17 protein-coding genes are annotated in these 19230 nt (G+C 75.0%); 5 read left to right on the plus strand and 12 right to left on the minus strand.

Features of this window, described 5'->3' with window-relative positions; translation table 11 throughout:
- The 3 genes from SM793_RS32500 to SM793_RS32510 form a co-directional block, all read right to left on the minus strand.
- Positions 1-1315: heavy metal translocating P-type ATPase (locus tag SM793_RS32500; protein WP_320441920.1), on the minus strand; the 1315-nt coding region annotated here is incomplete at its 3' end.
- 76 nt (positions 1316-1391) lie between these two features.
- On the minus strand, positions 1392-1610 hold the full coding sequence (locus SM793_RS32505) for a heavy-metal-associated domain-containing protein (protein WP_320441921.1): 219 nt from the start codon (positions 1608-1610) through the stop codon (positions 1392-1394).
- A 409-nt stretch (positions 1611-2019) separates the two neighbouring features.
- Complete coding sequence (locus tag SM793_RS32510) at positions 2020-2961, minus strand: PrsW family glutamic-type intramembrane protease (protein WP_320441922.1); 942 nt, start codon at positions 2959-2961, stop codon at positions 2020-2022.
- A 184-nt stretch (positions 2962-3145) separates the two neighbouring features.
- Between SM793_RS32510 and SM793_RS32515 the strand changes: the two genes are divergently transcribed.
- Positions 3146-4333 carry a PP2C family protein-serine/threonine phosphatase gene (locus tag SM793_RS32515; protein WP_320441923.1) on the plus strand — a complete coding sequence of 396 codons (1188 nt, stop codon included), beginning with the start codon at positions 3146-3148 and terminating at the stop codon, positions 4331-4333.
- Between the two features lie 54 nt (positions 4334-4387).
- Here the strand turns inward: SM793_RS32515 and dhaL are convergent, their stop codons facing one another.
- Together dhaL and dhaK are read right to left on the minus strand one after the other, a co-directional pair.
- Positions 4388-5101, minus strand: coding sequence for a dihydroxyacetone kinase subunit DhaL (dhaL, locus tag SM793_RS32520; protein ID WP_320441924.1), 714 nt, complete (start codon positions 5099-5101; stop codon positions 4388-4390).
- 38 nt (positions 5102-5139) lie between these two features.
- A complete protein-coding gene (gene dhaK, locus SM793_RS32525) occupies positions 5140-6135 on the minus strand; it encodes a dihydroxyacetone kinase subunit DhaK (protein WP_320441925.1) in 996 nt (331 codons plus the stop codon).
- 142 nt (positions 6136-6277) lie between these two features.
- Between dhaK and dhaM the strand changes: the two genes are divergently transcribed.
- Positions 6278-6670: a dihydroxyacetone kinase phosphoryl donor subunit DhaM gene (gene dhaM / locus SM793_RS32530; protein ID WP_320441926.1), complete on the plus strand. Its 393-nt coding sequence runs from the start codon at positions 6278-6280 to the stop codon at positions 6668-6670.
- Between the two features lie 52 nt (positions 6671-6722).
- Here the strand turns inward: dhaM and SM793_RS32535 are convergent, their stop codons facing one another.
- Positions 6723-8438, minus strand: coding sequence for a bifunctional 3'-5' exonuclease/DNA polymerase (locus tag SM793_RS32535; protein WP_320441927.1), 1716 nt, complete (start codon positions 8436-8438; stop codon positions 6723-6725).
- 191 nt (positions 8439-8629) lie between these two features.
- On the opposite strand from SM793_RS32535, the gene SM793_RS32540 reads away from it, so the two are divergent.
- Positions 8630-10654, plus strand: a complete 2025-nt coding sequence (locus SM793_RS32540; protein ID WP_320441928.1) for a M3 family metallopeptidase — start codon at positions 8630-8632, stop codon at positions 10652-10654.
- Between the two features lie 133 nt (positions 10655-10787).
- Here SM793_RS32540 and SM793_RS32545 read toward each other — a convergent pair whose 3' ends face one another.
- Entirely contained in the window at positions 10788-12242 is a 1455-nt protein-coding gene (locus tag SM793_RS32545) for a cellulase family glycosylhydrolase (protein ID WP_320441929.1), read from the minus strand.
- Positions 12243-12405: 163 nt separating this feature from the next.
- Complete coding sequence (locus SM793_RS32550; protein WP_320441930.1) at positions 12406-13050, minus strand: TetR/AcrR family transcriptional regulator; 645 nt, start codon at positions 13048-13050, stop codon at positions 12406-12408.
- A 191-nt stretch (positions 13051-13241) separates the two neighbouring features.
- On the opposite strand from SM793_RS32550, the gene SM793_RS32555 reads away from it, so the two are divergent.
- Positions 13242-14459, plus strand: a complete 1218-nt coding sequence (locus SM793_RS32555) for an acyl-CoA dehydrogenase family protein (protein WP_320441931.1) — start codon at positions 13242-13244, stop codon at positions 14457-14459.
- 22 nt (positions 14460-14481) lie between these two features.
- Here SM793_RS32555 and SM793_RS32560 read toward each other — a convergent pair whose 3' ends face one another.
- From SM793_RS32560 to SM793_RS32570, 3 genes are all read right to left on the minus strand, one after another.
- Positions 14482-15081: a hypothetical protein gene (locus SM793_RS32560; RefSeq protein ID WP_320441932.1), complete on the minus strand. Its 600-nt coding sequence runs from the start codon at positions 15079-15081 to the stop codon at positions 14482-14484.
- 120 nt (positions 15082-15201) lie between these two features.
- Positions 15202-16014, minus strand: a complete 813-nt coding sequence (locus tag SM793_RS32565; RefSeq protein ID WP_320441933.1) for an enoyl-CoA hydratase/isomerase family protein — start codon at positions 16012-16014, stop codon at positions 15202-15204.
- A 56-nt stretch (positions 16015-16070) separates the two neighbouring features.
- Positions 16071-16775 carry a TetR/AcrR family transcriptional regulator gene (locus SM793_RS32570; RefSeq protein ID WP_320441934.1) on the minus strand — a complete coding sequence of 235 codons (705 nt, stop codon included), beginning with the start codon at positions 16773-16775 and terminating at the stop codon, positions 16071-16073.
- Positions 16776-17031: 256 nt separating this feature from the next.
- Here SM793_RS32570 and SM793_RS32575 point away from each other — a divergent pair, with 256 nt between their 5' ends.
- On the plus strand, positions 17032-18492 hold the full coding sequence (locus tag SM793_RS32575; protein WP_320441944.1) for an MFS transporter: 1461 nt from the start codon (positions 17032-17034) through the stop codon (positions 18490-18492).
- A gap of 124 nt (positions 18493-18616) precedes the next feature.
- Here the strand turns inward: SM793_RS32575 and SM793_RS32580 are convergent, their stop codons facing one another.
- On the minus strand, positions 18617-19177 hold the full coding sequence (locus tag SM793_RS32580) for a GNAT family protein (protein ID WP_320441935.1): 561 nt from the start codon (positions 19175-19177) through the stop codon (positions 18617-18619).
- Positions 19178-19230: the final 53 nt, after the last annotated feature.

The following is a 19230-nucleotide window of genomic DNA, read 5'->3' on the forward strand; positions in this document are numbered from 1 at the left end:
TCAGGGCGGTCGGGGTGGCGAGGCCGAGGGCGCACGGGCAGGCGATGATCAGCACCGCCACGGCCGCGGTGAACGCCTCGGTCGCGCTGTCGGTGGCCAGCAGCCAGGCGGTCAGGGTGCCGAGCGCGATCAGGATGACCACCGGTACGAAGACGGCGGAGATCCGGTCGGCGAGCCGCTGGGCGGCGGCCTTGCCGTTCTGGGCGTCCTCGACCAGTTGGGCCATCCGGGCGAGCCGGGTCTGCGCGCCGACCCGGGTGGCCTCCACCACGAGCCGGCCGCCGGCGTTCACGGTGGCGCCGGTGACGGTGTCGCCGACGGCGACCTCGACCGGTACGGACTCGCCGGTCAGCATCGAGGCGTCGACGGCGGAGGCACCCTCGACCACCACGCCGTCGGTGGCGATCTTCTCCCCGGGACGGACCACGAACCGGTCGCCGACGGTCAGCCGGTCGACCGGCAGCCGGACCTCGCGGCCCCCCTGGAGCACGGCGACGTCCTTCGCGCCGAGGTCCAGCAGGGCGTGCAGCGCGGCCCCGGCACGGCGCTTGGAACGGGCCTCCAGATAGCGGCCGAGCAGGATCAGCACGGTGACGGCGGCGGCCGTCTCCAGGTAGAGCATGGACGAGGCGTCGGTGTCGCCGACCGAGAGGGAGAACTCGTGCCGCATCCCGGGCATGCCGGCGTCGCCCCAGAAGAGCGCCCAGAAGGACCAGCCGAAGGCGGCCAGGGTGCCGAGCGAGACCAGGGTGTCCATGGTCGCGGCGCCGTGCTTGAGGTTGGTCCACGCGGCCCGGTGGAACGGCAGGCCGCCGTACACCACGACGGGGCCGGTGAGGGCGAAGGCCAGCCACTGCCAGTTGGTGAACTGGAGTGCCGGGACCATCGACCACAGGACCACCGGCAGGCTGAGCACGGCGCTGACGAGCAGCCGGTCGAGCAGGGGGTCGGCCGACCCGGTGCCGGTGGTGGCCCCGGTGGCCCCGGCGGCCCCGATGGGCGCCTCGGCCGGGGCGGCGGGCACGGGCGGGGGCGGGAGTTCGGCGGTGTAGCCGGTGTTCTCGACGGTGGCGATGAGGTCGGCCACGCTCACGTCCGGCCCGAAGTCGACTCTGGCCTTCTCGGTGGCGTAGTTGACGGTGGCCTCGACGCCGTCCATCCGGTTGAGCTTCTTCTCGATCCGGGCGGCGCAGGCGGCGCAGGTCATGCCGCCGATCGAGAGTTCGACGCGCTCGCGGACGGCGGTCGGTCCCGCCGGGCCGGCTATGGCGCCCGTCGCGTCCGGGGAGGTGGAGCCCGGGGTGGAGGTGCTCATGTGCTGATCAGCTCCTTGAAAAGGACGCGGCGGAGGGCGGGGTCGCCGGGGCCTCCGCCGCGCGAGGGGGGCTCTCTCAGGCGGAGCGGCCGACCAGCTCGTAGCCGGCCTCGTCGACGGCGGCGCGGACCAGCTCGTCGTCCAGCCGGTCGCTGGTGGAGACGGTGACGGTACCGGCCTTGGCGTCGGCGGAGACCTCCGTCACCCCGGCGAGGCCGGCGAGCTCCTTGCTCACCGAGTTCTCGCAGTGTCCGCAGCTCATGCCGGTCACGGTGTAGGTGATGGTGCTGGACATCGGGGCCTCCGCGAAGTTCGGTACGGGCGCGAGCGTACGCCCGGGCCCTGCTCTTGGTAACACCATACCCCCACGGGGTATTCCATGGGAGTACGGAATTTGTGCCGTGGATCGCATTCCGGCTGCCGTTCGGGCGGTCCGGACCACGTTCCGAGAGCAGAGCGTAGGCGTCCGGGCACGCTGTGCTCGAAATCCGCGCCGTGGCGTGGGCGGATTCGGGATGCGGCCCCGGAGCCTTCCAGGAAGTCGTTCGAGAGTCGTCCGGAGTTCCGGAGTTCTGGACTCCAGTGGGTGTCGGTCCGGTCCCGGTGGTCCGGATGGTCCCGGAGATCCCGGTGGTGCGGCGGCGCGGCGCTGCGGCGGCGCGGTGGTCCGGCGGCCCGGTGGTCCGGTGCGCGGCGGCGGGGGCTCAGGCCGGGGCGGAGCGGAGCTGGGCCGGGATCGGGGACTGCCGGTCGCCGCGGACCAGCAGGTGCAGCCAGGACAGTCCGCCGAGCGCGACCAGGACCAGCCCGGCCGTGTCGTACAGGGTGTAGAGATGGACCTGCTCGGTGGTCGGGCTCGGCAGCCGGCCGAGCTCGAACAGGGCGCGCTGCCAGTCGGCGGAGGTGCTCCGGGCCACCAGCCAGACCGCGATGCCACTCATCGAGTCCCAGAGCGCGTGCAGCGTCGAGACGCCCAGGTAGGTCAGCAGGACCGGCGGGGTGAGGCGGAACCGGCCGCCGCGCCGCTCGCGGAACAGCATGCCGCCGAGCAGCGCCGTCCACAGGATGTGCCCGACCGGCGCCAGGACGCCGCGCAGGATCTCGGTCTCCACCAGGCTGCGCAGCGAGAGCCCGGCGGTGGTGAGTACGGCGTTGAAGGCGTATCCGGCGCTCTCGAAGGCGGCGAAGCCGGCACCGACGGTGGCTCCCAGTACCAGGCCGTGCCGCAGGCCACTCACCCGCAGCCGACGGCTCACCAGGACCAGCGCGGTCAGCTTGGCCGCTTCCTCGATCAGGCCGACGCCGAGGTGGGTCCAGGCCGAAGGGGAGGGCAGGCAGGTCTCCAGGACGGAGGCGCCGAGTACGCCGATGAGGCCGCCGACACCGAAGCAGCCGAGGATCCGGTCGGCGCCGAGGCCGGTGGCGTGGCGTTCGTACGCCCGGGTCGCCACGGTGACCGGGACGAGGAAGCTGCCGAGCAGGACGATCGTCGGCACCAGATTGCTGTTGCCGGTGAGGACGGTGACGGCGACGGTCGCGATCCACAGCAGCAGTCCGCCGAGCAGGATCCGGGGCCACTGGGCGGGGCGGGCCGAGGGGCGGACGGACGGGGCGGAGAGGCGGGGGGTGTTGCGGTGTCCGGACACCGGTGAGGGCTCCCTTGTGTGATCCGCTTTCGTCGCACTGTATGACGGACTAGGTGCTTTGGTACCTTTTGGCACAGTCCGTGGAGTGACGGCGCTCGCGTCCGGGGGTGCGTCCACGTCCGGGGGAGCGCCCGCGATCGGCGGTGCGCGGGTGGGCGGGCTGATCGTCCGTTATGTTCGATATGTGTTCCCGATCCGTCGAGCCCAGTCGCCGTTCGACCCGACCGGCGCCGGGCAGCCGGCGGCCCGGCGGCGCGGCGCGCTGCTCGCCGTCGACCTGCTCGACATCCCGTTCTGGCGCCGGGCCGCACCCGCCCTGATCGCGATCGTGCTGGTCGGGCTCGCGGACCTCCTCTCCGGCCGGGACCGCTACCTGGCGCCCCTGATGACCGTCGTCCCCAGCATCGCCGCGCTCACCCTGCGGCCGCTCGAACTGCTCGGCGTCTGCGCGCTCGGCCTGCTCGCCGTCTTCGGCCTCAGCCACCACGACGAGGTCGACACCGTCAACGACGCCCGCTTCCTCTGGGGCGCGATGATCAGCTACCTGCTGCTCACCGTCTTCTCCGCCTGGGTCGCCAGGATCAGGATGCGCCGGGCCGCCGCCTTCGCCGCGGTCAGCTCCGTCGCGGAGGCCGCGCAGCGGGCCCTGCTGCGGCTGCCCGGCCCGGTCGTCGGGCCGCTGCGCCTCGCCGTCCGGTACGTCTCCGCCGCCGACGCCTCCAGGATCGGCGGCGACCTCTACTCCGTCCTGGAGACCCCGCACGGCACCCGGATCGTGGTCGGCGACGTGCGCGGCAAGGGGCTCGGCGCGGTACAGACCGCCGCCGTGGTGCTCGGCGCCTTCCGCGAGGCCGCGTACGACGAGGCGGGGTTGCGCGGGGTGGCGGCCAGGATCGAGGCCAGCGTGGAGCGGCACGTGCCGGACGGTGAGTTCACCACCGCGTTGTTCGCCGAGTTCCGCCGGCCCGGCGCGGTCGAGCTGCTCCAGTGCGGGCACGTCCCGCCGATCCGGGTCGACCAGGACGGCCTGGCGCACGTGCTGGACGCGCCCGACCCCTGGGTGCCGCTCGGCCTCGGCCGGCTGGCCTTCGGCGAGCCGAGCACCTGGGGCCAGGAGTTCGGGACCGAGGACGTGCTGGTGCTGTGCACCGACGGCGTGGTCGAGGCCAGGCACCGGGACGACGGCGGGTTCTACCCGCTGGCGGAGCGGGTCGGGCCGCTGGTGCGCGGCGCGGCCCGCTCGGCCGCCGAACTCGAAGCGGCCGTCGGCCGGGTCTACGCCGACCTGCTGGCGCACACCGGGGGCGAGCTGCGGGACGACGCGCTGCTGCTGCTCGTCGCCCGCACCGACCCGGCCTGGACGCATTCGTAGGGGGCCGAAAGCACTCCTGTCCGCGCCCCGAGGGGTCCGGACGCACTGCTGGGGTCAGGACCCGCCGCGGGCGGCCGCGCGGGCGGCGGTGGCTTCGGCCAGGGCGCGGAAGAGCAGGGCGGTGGAGGCGGCGCCCGGGTCCTGGTGGCCGACGCTGCGCGGGCCGAGGTAGGAGGCGCGGCCCTTGCGGGCCTGCAGCGGCACGGTGTCCAGGGCGCCCCGCTCGGCGCCCCCGGCCGCCGCCGCGGTGGCCTCCGGCAGCCCGGCCCCGGCGGCCACCGCCTCCCGGTAGGCGTCCAGGGCGGGCGTCCAGGCGTCCACGACGGTCTTGTCCCCCGGCGCGGCCCGGCCGAGGTCCCGGACCGCCCGCAGCCCGGCGGCCAGCGCCTCGCCCAGTCCGGCCGCGTCGGCGCCGGGCCGGCCGGGCGGCGGCAGTGCGGCGCCGATCGCGCGGAAGGCCTTGCCGTAGAGCGGGCCGGAGGCGCCGCCGACCTTGGAGATCAGGGTGCTGCCGGTCCTGGTCAGCAGTGCGCCGGGGCCGCCGTCGGGTGCGGGCCCGGCCGGGCTGTCGGGGCTGTCCGGGCTGTCCGGGGCGGGGTCGGGGCTGTCCAGGGCGGCCAGGACGGCGGCGAAGCCGCGTCGCAGATTGCTGCCGTGGTCGCCGTCGCCGATCGCCGAGTCCAGCTCGGTGAGCCGCTCGTGCTCCCGCTCGACCGCCGCGGCGATCGCGCGGACCCAGTCCTCGGCGAGACGGGTGTCGACGTCCATGCTGCTGGCTCCTTCGGGGGCAGGTGGTGGCGGGCGGTTCAGGCGCGCTTGAGGGCCGGGGTGTCCGCCGGGGCGTCCCACAGCTCCAGCAACTGCGCGTCGGCCTTGGTGAGGGTGAGCGAGAAGCCCGCCATGTCCAGGCTGGTCACATAGTTGCCGACCAGGCTGCGGGCCACCGTGATGCCGTGCTCGGCCAGCCGGGCGGTGACCTCCCCGAACACGATGTACAGCTCCAGCAGCGGCGTCCCGCCCAGCCCGTTGACCAGGGCGATCACCTCGTCCCCGGCGGTCAGGTGGTGATCGGTGAGGATCGTCGACACCACCTCGGCGACCAGTTCGCGGGCCGGGCGGAGCTTCTCCCGGCGGCGGCCGGGCTCGCCGTGGATGCCGACGCCGACCTCGATCTCGTCCTCGGCCAGCTCGAAGCCGGGCCGGCCCGCCGCCGGGACGGTCGCCCCGGTCAGCGCGATCGCGAACGAACGGGAGGCGGCGTTCACCCGCTCGCCGAGGGCGGCCACCGCGTCCAGCGGCGCGCCGCGCTCGGCCAGCGCGCCCGCGATCTTCTCCACCGCCACCGTCGCGCCGGTGCCGCGCCGGCCGGCCGTCCAGGTGGAGTCCTCCACCGCGACGTCGTCGTTGACCAGCACGGTGCGGACCTCGATGCCCCGCTCGGCGGCCAGCTCCGCGGCGAGCTCGAAGTTCATCACGTCACCGGTGTAGTTCTTGACCACGAACACCACGCCGGCGCCGGAGTCGACGGCCTCGGCGGCGGCCAGCACCTGGTCCGGGACGGGAGAGGTGAAGACCTCGCCGGGGCAGGCCGCGTCCAGCATGCCGGGGCCGACGAAGCCGCCGTGCAGCGGCTCGTGCCCGGACCCGCCGCCGGACACCAGGGCCACCTTGGGGGCCGGTGGCCGCACCGCCCGGGTGATCACCCGGGCGGCGAGGTCCACCGCCAGCTCCGGATGGGCGGCGGCCACTCCGGCCAGCGCGTCCTCCAGGACGGTTTCCGCGGTGTTGATGAGCTTCTTCACGGTGTTCGCGCTCCCCTCGGCCGACGGTGCTGGTCCGACGCTACGCCGGACGGGCGGCCAGGACCCCGGAACTGTCCCGCCGGTCGCGGCCTCACCCGAATGGAGTAACTGCCGGACGCCTGAGGGGTTCTAGGGTCGGGGCATGAGTGGACACGTGGGCATCGTCCTGGTCTCGCACAGCGCCGCGCTGGCCGGGGGGCTGAGGGAACTGCTGGGGGAACTCGCCTCGGCGGAGGTGCGGGTCGTGGTGGCGGCCGGTACCGAGGACGGCGGGCTCGGCAGCAGCTACGAGCTGATCGCCCGGGCCGTGGTGGCGGCGGACTCCGGGGCGGGGGCCGTGGTGCTGCCGGACCTCGGAAGCTCGGTGCTGACGGCGCTGACCGTGCTGGAGGACGAGCCCCGGCCCGGGGTCGTGCTGGTCGACGCGCCGTTCGTGGAGGGCGCGGTCGCCGCCGCGGTGACCGCCTCGACCGGGGCCGCGTTGGCCGAGGTGGTCGCCGCCGCCGAGGAGGCGCGCGGCTTCCGCAAGCTGTGAGCGGCTGCTGCGGCTGCGGCAGCGGCAGTGGCGGTGGAGGAGACGGCGGCGGCTACTTGGCGTCGGCGTAGCACTCCACCACGGCGGTGCTCATCGGGAAGCGGACCGGGGTCTCGCCGAAGACCAGCCGGCGGGCCTCGTCCGCCGCGGCGTCGACCGCCGCCGCCACCTCGTCCGCCAGATTGGCCGGGGTGTGCACCATCACCTCGTCGTGCTGGAAGAACACCAGGTGCGGACGGTCCGCCGCCGAGGCCACCGGAAGCTCGGCCAGCCGGCGGCGCAGCCCGGCCAGCAGCGCCAGCGCCCAGTCGGCGGCACTGGCCTGGATGACGAAGTTGCGGGTGAACCGGCCCCGGGAGCGGGCCCGGCGCCCGCCCTCCTCGCCGCCGGCCTCGCCCGCCTCGGTCAGGTCGAGGAAGTCGGCCGAGGCGGGCGGACACGGGCGGCCCAGCCGGGAGGCCACCACGCCGCCGTCCTCGCCGGTGCGGGCCGCCGCCTCGACGTAGCCCATCGCGGCCGGGTAGCGGCTGCGCAGGGTCGCCAGCAGCGGGCCGATGTCGCCGCTGGTCTGGCCGTACATGGCGCCGAGCAGGCCGAGCTTGGCCTTGTCGCGGTCGCCCTGGAAGGCGGAGGCGGCGAGTGCCTCGTAGAGGTCGCCGCCGGCCGCGGTGCGGGCCAGCCCGGCGTCCTGGGAGAGCGCGGCGAGGACCCGCGGCTCCAACTGGGCGGCGTCGGCGACGACCAGCAGCCGGCCCGGGTCGGCGACCACGGCGCGGCGCAGGATGCGCGGGATCTGCAGCGCGCCGCCGCCGCGGCTGGCCCAGCGGCCGGAGACCACGCCGCCGACCACGTACTCGGGGCGGAACCGGCCGTCGCGCACCCAGGCGTCCTGCCAGGCCCAGCCGTGCGCCACATGGAGCCGGGACAGCTCCTTGTAGCGGATCAGCAGCCGGGCCGCCGGGTGGTCGATCCGCTGCAGCTCCCAGGAGCGGGTGGAGCCGAGCTGGATGCCGGCTTCGGCGAAGGCGCGCAGCACCTGGGCGTGCGAGTCGGGGTTGAACACCCGGCCGCCGAGCGCCTCCCGGAGTTCGGCCGTCAGCTCGACGAGCACGCGCGGCTGCGCGCCGGCGACGGTCGGGCGGGGGCCGAGCAGCTCGGTGAGCAGCCGGTCGTGCACGTCCGTCCGCCAGGGCAGGCCGTCGTGGCCCATCTCGGCGGCGGCCAGCGCGCCCGCCGACTCGGCGGCCAGCAGCAGCCGGTAGCGGCCCCGGGCCTCCGGGCCTTCGACAGCCGCCAGTCGGCGCTGCTGCTCGGCGTGGACGGCGACCACGGCGGCCAGCGGGTCGGTGCCGGGCGGCAGCTGGAGCCGGTCGGGGGCGAACAGGGTGTCCTGGCCGTCGTCGGCCTCCGCGGAGCCGGGCTCGGGCAGGTCGGCGGGCACCGGCAGGCCGCGCAGCCGGGCCCAGGCGGCGCCCAGCGACCGCGGGGCGCCGAACCGGCCCTCGTGGGCGAGCAGCAGCGCCTCGACCAGCCGCAGGTCGTGGCAGCGGGCGAGCCGGCCGGGCAGCCGGGGGAGCAGCGGCTGGTAGCCGGAGTCGGCGGCGGCCCACACCCAGCGCGGGTGCTCGGCGGCCTCCCGCCCGGCGACGGCGGCGGCGAGGTCGGGTACGGCGACGGGCGGGCCGAGCGGGGTGCCCGCGTCGTCGAGCGGCTGGAGCCGGCCGCCGGGGCCGTGCGGGTCGGGGGCGAGGGCGATCCTGGGTGCCACGGGGCTCCTCCTCTCGTGCGGACGGGGACCGTCCGGGGGCGTACGGCCGGTCGGTGCCGACGGTAGCGGGAGGGTACGACAACCGGAGCCGCGCCGTTCGGCGGCAGGGCCGGGGGCGCCCGCCTCCCGCGCGCGCCGGTGGCCGGGAGGAGGCGTAGGCAGCGCCGATGACACGGCGTAAGGTCGGCGGAATGACCGAGAACCCGTTCTTCAGGGCCAGCACCCTGGCCTACGAGCTGCCGCCGTTCGCCGAGATCCGGCCGGAGCACTACCTGCCCGCCTTCGAGCGCGGGATGGCCGAGCAGCTGGCCGAGATCGCCGCGATCACCGCCGATCCGGCGCCGGCGACCGTTGAGAACACCCTGGTCGCGCTGGAGCGCTCGGGGATGCTGCTGCGCCGGGTCCGCGGGGTCTTCGACAACCATTCCTCCGCCGACACCACTCCAGAGGTCGACCGGATCGACGCGGAGATCAGCCCCCGGCTGGCCGCGCACCGGGACGCGATCCACCTGGACGCCGCGCTGTTCGCCCGGGTCGAGGAGCTGCACGCCCGCCGCGCCGAGCTCGACCTGGACCCGGAGTCGCTGCGGCTGCTGGAGCGCCGGTACACCGCGTTCGTCCGGGCGGGGGCCCGGCTGGGCGCCGGGCAGCAGGCCCGGCTGCGCGCGATCAACACCGAACTGGCCGCCGCCGCCTCGGAGTTCCGCCAGAACGTGTCGGCCGACTCGCAGGCCCGCGCGCTGGTGCTGGACTCCGCCGAGCAGCTGGCCGGCCTGTCCCCGGACGCGATCGCGGCCGCCGCCGAGAACGGCCGCGCGCTCGGGCACGACGGCAGCTATGTGCTCAGCCTGAAGAACTTCTCCAACCAGACCGAGCTGGCCTCGCTCACCGACCGCTCGGTGCGCGAGCGGCTGCTCACCGCCTCGCTCGGCCGGGCCGCCGGGACCAACGGCCCGCTGGCGATCCGGATGTCCGCGCTGCGTGCCGAGCGGGCCCGCCTGCTCGGGTACGACACCCACGCCGCCTATGTGGTGGCCGACGAGACGGCCGGCACCGTGGAGGCGGTGGACGCCCTGCTCGCCCGGCTGGTGCCGCCGGCCGTGGCCAACGCCCGCCGGGAGGCCGCCGAGCTGGCCAAGGTCGCCGCCGCGGACGGTGTCGAGGAGATCGCCGCGCACGACTGGGCGTACTACTCGGAGCAGGTCAGGCAGACCTCGTACCAGGTGGACGCGGCGGCGCTGCGCCCGTACTTCGAGCTGGAGCGGGTGCTGCGGGACGGCGTCTTCTTCGCCGCCGGCCTCGCCTACGGGGTGAGCTTCACCGAGCGTCCCGACCTGGTCGGCTACCACCCCGATGTGCGGGTGTTCGAGGTGTTCGACGCGGACGGCACCGCGCTCGGCCTGTTCCTCGGCGACTTCCATGCCCGGGCGTCCAAGCGCGGCGGTGCCTGGATGGACGAACTGGTCACCCAGTCCGGGCTGTTGGGGCAGCGGCCGGTGGTCTACAACAACCTGAACATCGCCAAGCCGGCGCCGGGTGAGCCGGTGCTGCTGTCCTGGGACGAGGTGCGGACGCTGTTCCACGAGTTCGGCCACGCGCTGCACGGGCTGTTCTCGGACGTGCGCTTCCCGTACTTCGCGGGCACCGCCGTGCCGCGGGACTTCGTGGAGTTCCCGTCCCAGGTGAACGAGATGTGGATGGTGTGGCCGGAGGTCCTGGCCAACTACGCCCGGCACCACGTGACCGGCGAGCCGCTGCCGGCCGAGCTGGTGGGGCGGATCGAGGCGGCGGAGTCCTTCGGGCAGGGCTTCCGGACGGTCGAGTACCTGGCGGCGGCGCTGCTGGACTGGGCCTGGCACACCCTGCCGGAGGGCCGGCGGGTGGCGGACGCCGAGGAGTTCGAGGCGGCGGCGCTGGCGAAGGCCGGGCTGGCGGTGGCGGCGGTCCCGCCGCGCTACCGGACCACGTACTTCGGGCACATCTTCGCCGGCGGGTACAGCGCGGGCTACTACGCGTACATCTGGTCGGAGGTCCTGGACGCCGACACGGTGGAGTGGTTCAAGGACGGCGGGCGGAGCGTGCGCGAGAGCGGCGAGGTGTTCCGGCGCGAGCTGCTGGCGCGCGGCGACAGCCGGGACGCGCTGGACTCCTTCCGCGCGGTGGTCGGGCGCGACCCGGAGACCGCCCCGCTGCTGGCCCGGCGCGGGCTGCTGTAAGGCCTGTTCCCGGCGGGGACGCCGGCCCGGCGGCGCGGTGCGCGTCGCCGGGTGGGCGTCGGGGCTCAGCGGTGCTCGGTGTTCACCGGGCGTCGGCGTTCAGCGGTGCTCGGCGTTCAGCGGTGCTCGGTGTTCAGCGGGGTTCGAGGACGACGGTGACCGGAGTGCCCGGGGCGGCGTGCGGCAGCCGGATCCGGGCGTGGCCGGCCCGGTCGCCGCTCGGCTGCTCGACCTCGACCAGGGCGCCGGCGGGGTGCGCGGTGACCCGCACGCCGGTGGGGAACGCGGCGGCCGGCAGGGCGAGTTCGGTGCTCCGGCCGGTGCCGTCGGCGTTCCAGCGGACGGTGTGCCGGGCGCCGTCCGAGCCGGTGCGGGCGCCGGTGCCGGCGGTCGCGACCGGGTACGGGCCGAAGGCCGGCTCCTCGCCCGGGGCGGGCCGGCCGGCCGGGTCGAGCGCGCAGTAGCCGCCGTCGCCCCGGCACCAGTACCACATCGTCCAGCCGCCCGCGAAGCCGTCCATCGCCTCGACCTGGCGGCGGACCAGCAGGGTGTTGCCGGGCGTGCGGGGGTTCGGCGGGCCCCACTCGCCGACCAGGACCGGCAGCCGGCGGGCGGTCGGGTAGGCGGTGATCGCGGCGGTGTAGCGCTCGACGAAGCCGCCGGCCGGGTCCCAGTCGGCGCCGGACTCGACGGCGGTGTCGTAGAAGTGCGGCGCGTAGCCGAGCCGGGGCGCGCCGGGGCGGGGGTCGGTGAAGCCGGGCAGCCGGGTGGGGACGCCCTGGCCGACCAGGACGGTCGGTTCGACGAACAGCCAGGCGCGGGTGTCGGCCCGGCGCACGGCGGCGATCAGCCGCCGGTACATGGCGGCCAGCCGGCCCTGTTCCAGCTCGGCGGCGGCGCGGGCGAGCACCTCCGGGTCGGCCGGGTCGCCGTCCACCGGGCCGAACGGCTCGTTGAACAGGTCGTAGCCCAGCAGCGAGCGGTGGCCGCGCAGTTCGCGGGCCAGCCGGGTGTAGAAGTCGGCCTGCCAGGCGCGCAGGTCGGGGTCGTCGTAGAGGTGCCGGAAGGCCGCCTGGACGCCGGGCTGGAAGTAGCCGGCGAACCAGTCGTCGGGGTCGGGTTCGAACGGCAGGCCGTCGTCGCGGGTGGCCCAGGGCGGGATGCCCCGGTCGCCGCCGCCGAAGTACGGGCCGTAGACGTCCTGGTGGAGGTCGATCAGGACGAGCAGGCCGGAGCGGTCGGCCGCGTCCAGGAGCCGGTGCAGCCGCCGCAGTTCGGCCGGTTCGAGGCGGCCCCGGGTCGGCTCCAGCCTGGTCCAGGAGACCGGCAGCCGGACCAGGGTGAAGCCCTGGGCGGCGATCGTCCCGAGGTCCTGCTCGGTGGCCTCGGCGTACTTGTCGAGGTTGAAGCCGCGCAGTTGGAGCCGGCGGCCGACGGCGTCGGTGAGGTCGGTGCGGCCGTCCGGGGCGGTGGCGGTGCCGGTGGGGAACGCCGGTGCGCGGGACGGGGCTTGGGCCTGGGCCGGAACGGCGGGCAGGGCGAGGGCGGCGGCGGTCAGGAGGGCGGCGGCGGTGCGGGACAGGCGCATCGGGACCTCCGGGGCGGGCGAGGGTGGGGCCCGATGATGCCCGCCGGGCCCGCGCCGCACAAGGGAGCGGGGCGGACCCCGGAGTGGAACGCGCCAGGGGGACAGGGGCTGCAGGCGGGCGGAACGCGCCAGGGGGAAGGGCCGCCGGCGGGCGGAGCGCGGGTCAGCCGCCGGGCCGGTCCGACGGCTCCGTGGTCGGGGCCGGTCCGGCGGGCAGGGCGGCGGTCGGCAGGTCGGCGGCGGCGGCGAGCCGCCCCCAGAGGAGGTCGGCGAGGGCCTGGACCATCCGGGTGCGCGAGCAGGGGCGGGACTCCAGCCACCAGTCGCCGGCCGCCAGCACCATGCCGGTGATCGCCCGTCCCCAGACCTCGGCGAGCAGTTCGCGGTCGGCGCCGAGGTCGACCTGCCCGGCGACGGCCCGGGTGATCTCCCCGGCGATCTGCCGGAGGGCCGGGGCGAGCGCGTTGCCCGCGCCGCTGGGGTCGCCGGGTTCGGGGTGGGTGAGCAGCCGGTAGACCTGGGGGCGGGACTCGATCCCGGCGAGGTAGGTGTCCAGGACGTGTTCGACCCGGTCGCGGCGTTCCAGCGGTTCGGCCAGTGCGGCCCGGACGGCGGCCAGCAGCCCGCCGGTGTGGCGGTCGGTCAGGGCCCGGATCAGACCGTTCCGGTCGCCGAAGTGCCGGTAGAGGATCGGCTTGGTGATGCCGGCCTCGGCGGCGATGGCGTTCATGCTCGCGCCCGGGCCCTCGCGCTGGATGACCCGGTCGGCGGCGTTCAGCAGCTGCTCCCGGCGGGGCTCTGGGTCCATGCGCTGTTCCTTCGCTTCCGTGCCGGGTGTTCCGGCGCCGGCGTTGACACCGGTTACCAAGCAGTAGCAGACTCCGACGATGTTACCGGTGGTAACACCTGGTCGGTCGCACCTTTCGGCCGAACCCTCGGTCCCACCCTTCCTCGGCCGACCCCTCCCGCGGTCGCACCCTTCTTCGGAGGCACCCACCCATGAGCACCTTCTCGCTGGACCCCGGTCCGGACCAGATCGCCGTCCGCGACTGGCTGCACGGCTTCGCCGCCGACGTGGTGCGGCCCGCCGCCGCCGAGTGGGACGAGCGCGAGGAGACCCCCTGGCCGATCATCCAGGAGGCCGCCAAGCTCGGCATCTACTCGCTGGACTTCTACGCCCAGCAGTACTTCGACCCCTCCGGCGTCGGCATCCCGATCGCCATGGAGGAACTCTTCTGGGGCGACGCGGGCATCGGACTGTCCATCGTCGGCACCACCCTCGCCGCCGTCGCGGTCCTCGCCAACGGCACGGACGAGCAGATCGGCACCTGGGCGCCGCAGATGTTCGGCACCCCGGACGACGTCAAGGTGGCGGCGTTCTGCTCCTCCGAGCCCGACGCCGGCTCCGACGTCTCCGCGCTGCGCACCCGGGCCGTGTACGAGGAGGCCACCGACGAGTGGGTGCTGAACGGCACCAAGACCTGGGCCACCAACGGCGGGATCGCGGCCGTCCACGTAGTGGTGGCCACCGTCGACCCGGCGCTCGGCGCGCGCGGGCAGGCGTCCTTCGTGGTGCCGCCGGGGACGCCGGGGCTGAGCCAGGGTCAGAAGTTCAAGAAGCACGGCATCCGGGCCTCGCACACCGCCGAGGTGGTGCTGGACGGCGTCCGGGTGCCCGGGCACTGCCTGCTCGGCGGCAAGGAGAAGCTGGACGAGCGCCTCGCCCGGGCCCGCGAGGGCGTCCGCAAGTCCGGGCGGAACGCCGCGATGGCCACCTTCGAGGCCTCCCGGCCGGCCGTCGGCGCGCAGGCGATCGGGATCGCCCGGGCCGCCTACGAGGTGGCACTGGACTACGCCAAGACCCGGGTGCAGTTCGGCCGCCCGATCATCGACAACCAGGGCGTCGCCTTCCAGCTGGCCGACATGAAGACCCGGATCGACGCGGCCAGGCTGCTGGTCTGGCGGGCCTCCTGGATGGCCGCCACCAACCAGCCGTTCACCTCGGCCGAGGGCTCGATGTCCAAGCTCTACGCGGGCGAGACCGCCAAGTGGGTCACCGCGCAGGCGATGCAGATCCTCGGCGGCAACGGCTTCACCCGGGAGTACCCGGTCGAGCGGATGCACCGGGACAGCGCGATCTACTCGATCTTCGAGGGCACCAGCGAGATCCAGCGGCTGGTGATCGCCCGGGCCGTCTCGGGGCTGCCGATCCGCTGACCGCCGGCGGCCGGGCCGGGGGTCAGCGGGCGGCCCAGAAGGTGAGCCCGGCCGACAGGGCGCCCACCGCCGTGCCGGCGACCGTCTGCGCGGTGGTGTGGTCCCGCAGCACCACCCGGGACCAGCCGATCGCCGCGACCAGCGGGTACAGCAGCAGCCACCAGGGCGAGAGCGCGACGGCCAGGCAGACCGCCGCGCCGCTCGCCACAGCGGTGTGCACGGAGATCTTCCACCAGACGGTGATCACCAGGATCGGGACCAGTGAGGCGAGCATCGCCACCACCGTCGCGGTCAGGTCGCGCGGGGCGTCCGCGGCGAGCATCACCACGAGGCCGGTCGCGACCGAGGCCATGATCAGCGGGAAGAGCGTCAGCCGCCGCTGCCGGTGGCCGACGTGGCGGTCGCCGACGGTGCCCCTGCGCATGCCGTAGTGGATGAACAGGGTCGGGAGCACGGCGGTGAACACGGCCGCGAACGCCGCCCAGGCGAGGCCGGTCCAGCCGTAGCGGAGGCCGCCGAGCAGGAGCAGCATCGCGATGATCACGTTCTTCGGCTCCAGGCCGTCGGTGATCCGGCGGGCCCGGGCCGTCGCGGGCGGGTCGGTGGTCATCGCGGTGGTCATCGCGGTGGTGCTCCAGGCGGGTTCGGCTGCGGATCGGTCGCATGATCGTATCGGCCGGGCCGGTTCCGACCGGGCGCGTTCCGTTCCGTTTCGCACCCGGAGCCGCTCCGGGCGCCCCGGTCAGAACCGGGGCGGGCGGCGTTCGAGGAAGGCGGCGAGGCCCTCGCGGACGTCCGGGGCCTCGCGGGAGCGGCGCTCCCAGGGCGCGAGGGCCTCGGCCGCCCGCTCCGGCGGCACCGCCAGCGCGGCCTTCACCGCGCCGATGGTCTGCGGCGAGCGGGTGGTCAGCAGCCGGGCGAACTCCAGTGCCGCCGCGTCCAGTTCGGCGGGCGGCAGGACGCGCTCGGCCAGCCCGAGGGCAGCCGCCTCCGGCGCGGACAGCAACTCGCCCGAGAACAACAGGTACTTGGCGCGGGCCGGGCCCACCAGCCGGGCCAGCCGCAGGGTGGGCACCGCCGGATAGACCACCCCCAGCTTGGCCGGGGTGATGCCGAGTCGGGCGTCCTCGGCGACGAAACGCAGGTCGCAGGCGACCGCCAGCTGGCAGCCGCCGCCGACGCAGGCGCCGTGCACCACGGCGAGGGTCGGGTGCGGGAACGCCGCCAGGGCCTCCTCGGCGGCGACGTTGACCGCGTGGTAGGCGTCGGCGCGGTCCGGATCGCCGTAGACCCCGGCCAGTTCGTCGATGTCGGCACCGGCGCTGAACGTCCCGCCCGCCCCGGTGACCAGCAGTGCGCGCACGCCCGGCTCCTCGGCCAGCCGCTTCAGCACCTCCGGCAGGGCCTGCCAGATCGCCAGGGTGACGGCGTTGCGCCGGTGCGGGCGGTCGAACTCCAGCACCGCGACGCCGTCCTCGCCGACGTGGGCGTTGAGGCCCGCGGTCTCGGTGGGCAGCGGGGCGCGGTCGCGCGTCAGCAGCGGCCGGGTGGCCATGGGCACCTCCGGGAGGGTGTGGGTGCGGCCACTCTCCCAGAGTCCGGCGGCGCGGCTCAGGGCCGGGTGGCGCCGTAGTCGCCGAGCCCCTGCGCGGCCAGGGCGAAGGCCCGGTCGGCGTCGGCCAGGGCCTCGGGCAGGACGTCGGCCGCCCGGTCGCCGGCCATCATCCGGCGCTGGTTCTCCTCGGTCAGGGTCAGCTGGGTGCCGAGCAGCTGGGCGGCGGCGACCCGGGCGCTCAGCGGGTCGTGCGCCGGGTCCCGGGCGAGCAGTTCGGTGCTGAGCGCCGCCCGGGCGCCCGCGTCGAAGCCGGCGTACGCCCGCAGCGCCAGCACCGGGGTGCGGTGGATCAGCCGGACCACGTCGATCACCTGCCGCTGGTCGCTCAGGCCGGTCGCCGGGTCGAAGGCGGCGAGCGCGGCGACGTAGTGGGCGTGCAGCGCGGTCACCGCCGGGACGTCCGGGGCCGCTTCGCGCACCACCCGGGCGGGCTCGCCGATGTGCTGCTCCATCGGCCCGAGGACGAGGTCCTCCTTGGTCGCGAAGTAGTTGAAGACGGTCATCTTGGAGACCTCGGCGGCGGCGGCGATCTCGGCCACCGAGACCTCGTCGAAGCCGCGTTCGGCGAACAGGGCGATGGCGGTCTGCCAGATCCGGATCGCGGTCTGCCGCTTCTTGCGCTCCCGCAGGCCCATCCCGGCGCCGTCGGTCCCGGTGCCTTCGGTCCCGATCCCGTCGGTGCCGATCGCGATTCTCGTCATGGCGTGACTGTACCAGGATCAAAGATATACCCGGCAGAAGAATTGACCGAGTCAAAAAAGGCTGCCATGGTGGTGCCTCGCCGCCGGGCCGAACCGGTTCGGCGCAGGGCGTCCCGACGCCCGGACTCCGCGATCCCAGGGGGGACTTCCGATGGCCGTGACGACACCGCCGACCGTTCCGGCGACCGAACCGCAGGCCGGCCCGCCGACCGTTCCGCCCGCGGAACCGGCGCCGACCGCACCCGCGGCGGCGCTGATGACCGAGCCGCAGCGCAAGCTGGGCATGTTGCTCTGCCTGGTCACGATCGTGCTGGCGGTGCTCGACATGAACATCGTGTCGGCGGCCACCGTGCCGATCGTCCGCGACCTCGACCCGGTCCACGGCGTCGACCGACTGCCCTGGCTGGTCAGCGCGTTCGCCCTGGCCGCCACCGCGCTGCTGCCGCTCTACGGCAAGCTCTGCGACCTCTACGGGGCGAAGCGGGTGCTGATCGGCGCGGTCGGCACCTTCCTGCTCGGCTCGGCGCTCTGCGGGGCGGCCGGCTCGATGGAGCAGCTCATCGCCTTCCGGGCGGTCCAGGGCATCGGCGGGGGCGGCCTGATGAGCGTGACCATGGTGGTGATGGCCCAGCTGAAGGACCCGGACGATGACGGCGGCGGCCGGGGCGGCGCGGGCGGGATCGTCGCCGGCGGCGGCATGGCCGTCGGTCCGCTGATCGGCGGGCTGCTCGCGGACCACCTGGACTGGCGCTGGATCTTCTACGTCAACCTGCCGATCGGCCTGGCCGTCCTGGTCGGGGCCGCGCTGCTCCTGCGGCTGCCCGCCGGGACCGGCCGGCGTGGGCTGGACTTCCTCGGCGCCGCCCTGGCCGCGGCCTTCGCCACCGGCCTGCTGCTGATCACCGAGTGGGGCGGCCGGACCTACGGCTGGACCTCCCCGCAGTTGCTCGGCCTGGCCGCGGCGACCGTGCTGGTGTTCGTGCTCTTCCTCCGCCGTCAGGCCACCGCCGCCGAACCGGTGCTGCCGCTCTCGCTGTTCCGGATCCCGGAGATCCGGATCGGCTTCGCGCTGCAGGGCCTGGTCGGGATGGGGATGATGGGCGCGATCATGTACGTGATGCTCTACCTCCAGGTCGCCCGGGGTGTCGCCGCGACCTCGGCCGGCCTCTACCTGATCCCGATGGCGGTCGGGATGACCGTGGTCGGCCTGGTGGTCGACCGGCTGACGGCCCGGGGGGTGTCGGTCCGCGCCGTGCTGGTCACGGGGGCCGTCTGCTCCGCCACCGCGCTGCTGCTGCTCGGGCTGAGCGGGCCGGGGACGTCGCTGTGGCTGGTCCGGGCCGAGCTGCTGCTGCTCGGCGCGGGGCTGGGCCAGCTGATCGGGCACCTGATCACCGTGGTCCAGCTCGCCGCCCCGGCGCACCAGCTGGGGGTGGCCACCACCGGCGTCCGGTTCTTCCAGACCCTCGGCAGCGCGCTGGGCGCGGCGGTCTTCGGCACCGTGCTGGCCCGGGTGTTCGACTCGGCCGAGCCCGGGGTGCCGCTGAGCGCGGTCGGCCGGCTGACCGGCGCGGCCCGGGAGCACGCGGTGGCGGGCTTCGTGGACGGGGTGGACACCGTCTTCCTCTCGGCGGCCGGCGTGATGGTGCTGGCCCTGCTGCTGGCGCTGCGGCTGCGGCCGGCGGCGGAGCGCGGGGAGGGGGCGCGGGCCGTCTGAGGGCGGACGCGGCGCGGGGCCCGGTGGAGTCGTCCACCGGGCCCCGCCGTCGTCGGTCCGGGCTCGGCCGGTGCGGTCCGGGCCCCGTCGCCGTTGGTCCGGGCTCAGCCGTCGTGGTCCGGGCTCAGCCGGTGGGGGCGCCCTGGGGCTTCCACTCGTGGGTGAGCAGGGACCAGACCTCGCCGTCCTGGTGGCGGCCGTCGTGCAGGTAGCTCTCGCGCAGCACGCCCTCCAGGGTGAAGCCCATCCGCTGGGCGACCGCCCGGCTGCGGAGGTTGTCCGGCTTGTTGTGCCACTCGATCCGGTGCATGCCGCGGACGGTGAAGGCGTAGTCGATCAGGTGCCGGACCGCGGTGCTGACCAGGCCCCGGCCCTGGCCGGCGGGCTCGGTCCAGACCCCGATCTCGCAGTTGCCGCCCTTGGCGTCGAACTGGACGAACATCACGCCGCCGACCAGGGTGCCGTCCAGCCAGATCCCGTACAGCCGGGCGGTGTCGGCGGCCTGCCGGTCGGCGTAGCGCTGGAGGACGGCGCGGGCCGAGTCGAGGTCGGTGGCGAGGCCGGCCCAGTTGATCCAGGCATCGATGTGGGCGCGGCCGCGTTCGATGTGCTCCAGGTACTCGGGTGCCTGCCACGGCTCCAGCGGGCGGAGCTCGGCGTTCTCGGAGAGGGGGACGGCGAACATGGGCGTGCCTTTCGCAACGAGGGTCGATCGGACCGGTGCGTCATGCGTAACAA

It is taken from the genome of Kitasatospora purpeofusca (genome assembly GCF_034043715.1).
Taxonomy (GTDB): Bacteria; Actinomycetota; Actinomycetes; order Streptomycetales; family Streptomycetaceae; genus Kitasatospora; species Kitasatospora purpeofusca_A.